We start from the raw sequence: 2,235 nt of genomic DNA, 5'->3' as shown, positions 1-2,235 counted from the left end.
GCTTGGGCTTTTTCTTGAGCTTGAGCTAATAGTATTTCCCGCCATTGAGCATTTTTGTTTGGCCATCGCCTTTGCCCAGACCACAGTACAACTCCGGAGGAAGTCACCGCACCGATTGCTAATTCTTGGTTGCTAACCGTAGCAATTTTTTTTGCCACTACAATATCTAGCGGACAATCCAGTGCTTGAGCGACTGGTGCTGCTACTGGGATACCCCCCCGAGGTAGTGCGTATACAATAGGTGTTGCATCAATACCTGTAGCGTGCAGCCTGCTCACCAAGGGGATAAGTGCTTGAGCAAGCTGCTCACCGGCATCAGCGCGATCGCTAAACAGCGGGGCAGTGTACATGGCTTCCTCCGGCATGAAGTTGCCTGATATGTATTATAATTACTGATTTTTGTCAAGATTACTGTATCAAAAGAAAGAATTGTAATAATTAGTTGCTCACAATCTCCTCAATCTACTATTAGTAGTAAGGTGCCTTATGCCTGCAAAAATTTCTGTGAGTCCTCATGTCCAACGGAGAACAACTTAGTCTTTTTGACGAGTCAGAGTTAACCCCATCAAAGCCCAACAATGTCCAAAGGGACCTAATCCCCACTGATGCCAAAATCCCTATTCCTGCTGGCACTTACGACACCATGGAATCCTTGACAGAACACTGTCAATCTTGCCAACGCTGCGAATTAGGAGCTACCCGCACTAAGGCTGTTATTGGACGTGGCAACCCTAAGGCCCTAATTATGATTATTGGGGAAGGACCGGGTAAACAAGAAGATGAGACTGGTATGCCCTTTGTAGGCAGAGCAGGGAAACTGTTGGAGAAAATTTTGGCATCTGTGAAAATCGATACTGAACAAGATGTATATATTTGTAATATGGTCAAGTGCCGACCTCCTGGTAACCGCACTCCTACTCCTAATGAAATTGAGGCGTGCAAACCTTACTTGTTGGAACAAATTCGCCTAGTAGAACCCCAAATTATTCTTTTCACTGGTGCTACAGCGGTCAAAGGCTTAACTGGTAACAAGAAGGGCATTACAAAGATTCGCGGCACCTGGATGGAATGGGAAGGGCATAAGTGGTGTATGCCCATTCTCCATCCTGCTTACCTACTCCGGAATCCGAAACGAGATCCAGGTAGTCCAAAGTGGCTGATGTGGCAAGATATCCAGAAAGTGCGTGCTAAGTTAGACGAGATTCGATCTTAGATGCAATAGATATTAGGGAATAGGGAGTAGGGAGTAGGGAACAGGGAAGAGATAAGAGGGAAGAGATAAGAGGGAGTAGAGATTAGTTAAGTGTTAAGTGTTAAATGCTAATTGTTAATTGACAACTTTCAATGGTAAATTAAAACTTTTTATTCCAATTTTAAATTGACGAACAACCAAGAATGATAAGTAGTCAACCGGATAGGATACAACCTAATTATATAATTTTTAATAGTAATGACGTACAGTCAATTTTATTCCCCCTACTCCCTCGGTGCGCTTGACCCGTAATTAAATTCGCCACGGGTCGCACCGCTCCCTACTCCCTACTCCCTAAAACCTAATAATTTGTAGCTGACCCAATTGAAAACTGCTGTAAAAATGATTATTGATGAAACTTGGTACCAACGACCACCTGGAGTTTCTGACGCTACCTCCGCTGGTGGTATTGTTGCCCGCCGTTGGGAGCAGCAGATATACATTGCTCTTGTTCAAGAAGGCAATAGACTTGAATACGTCTTACCCAAAGGTCATGTAGAACCAGGAGAAACCATTTTAGAGGCGGCAGAGCGCGAAATTGCGGAAGAAGCGGGCTTAAATGACCTGAAATTTATTGCTGAACTGGGAGTTAAGGAACGATTAGACTTTGCCAAACAGTGTTGGAAAAAGACTTACTATTTTTTGTTCATTACTGACCAAATTGACGGCACTCCTACTGATCCAAATCTCAGTTACCAGCTGCGGTGGTTTCCGATAGATGAATTACCAACATTATTCTGGCCAGAACAACAAGAACTGATTCAAACCAATAATAAGCTGATCCAAAAGTCTTTAGGGATTGAATAAGAAATGGGGAATATCAAATTCCCCATCAGTTACTGTTAACTAAAAAGCACAACACTATTGCTAAATCACACCACAAGCCACTCGAGCACCACCCCCTCCCAAGGGTTTGGGAATATCTGAATAATTGTCACCTTGAGCGTGAATGATCAGAGAGTGACCCTTAAGGTCAGCAACCA

At 43.6% G+C, this 2,235-nt stretch carries 4 protein-coding genes; 2 read left to right on the top strand and 2 right to left on the bottom strand.

Annotated features, from left to right (window positions below):
* On the bottom strand, positions 1-350 hold a 350-nt coding region (locus F6K20_RS35020; RefSeq protein WP_287297886.1), incomplete at its 3' end, for a phosphoribosyltransferase family protein.
* A 164-nt stretch (positions 351-514) separates the two neighbouring features.
* Here F6K20_RS35020 and F6K20_RS35015 point away from each other — a divergent pair.
* Together F6K20_RS35015 and F6K20_RS35010 are read left to right on the top strand one after the other, a co-directional pair.
* Positions 515-1,213, top strand: a complete 699-nt coding sequence (locus tag F6K20_RS35015) for a uracil-DNA glycosylase (protein ID WP_287297884.1) — start codon at positions 515-517, stop codon at positions 1,211-1,213.
* A 363-nt stretch (positions 1,214-1,576) separates the two neighbouring features.
* Positions 1,577-2,059 carry an NUDIX domain-containing protein gene (locus F6K20_RS35010; RefSeq protein ID WP_287251093.1) on the top strand — a complete coding sequence of 161 codons (483 nt, stop codon included), beginning with the start codon at positions 1,577-1,579 and terminating at the stop codon, positions 2,057-2,059.
* Between the two features lie 60 nt (positions 2,060-2,119).
* Here the strand turns inward: F6K20_RS35010 and F6K20_RS35005 are convergent.
* Positions 2,120-2,235, bottom strand: a 116-nt coding sequence (locus F6K20_RS35005; RefSeq protein ID WP_287297888.1) for a superoxide dismutase family protein, incomplete at its 5' end; no start/stop codon positions are given.

Origin of the sequence: Moorena sp. SIO2C4, from assembly GCF_010672485.1 — a bacterium.
GTDB lineage: Bacteria > Cyanobacteriota > Cyanobacteriia > Cyanobacteriales > Coleofasciculaceae > Moorena > Moorena producens.
This window is presented reverse-complemented; position numbering and strand designations above follow the sequence as displayed.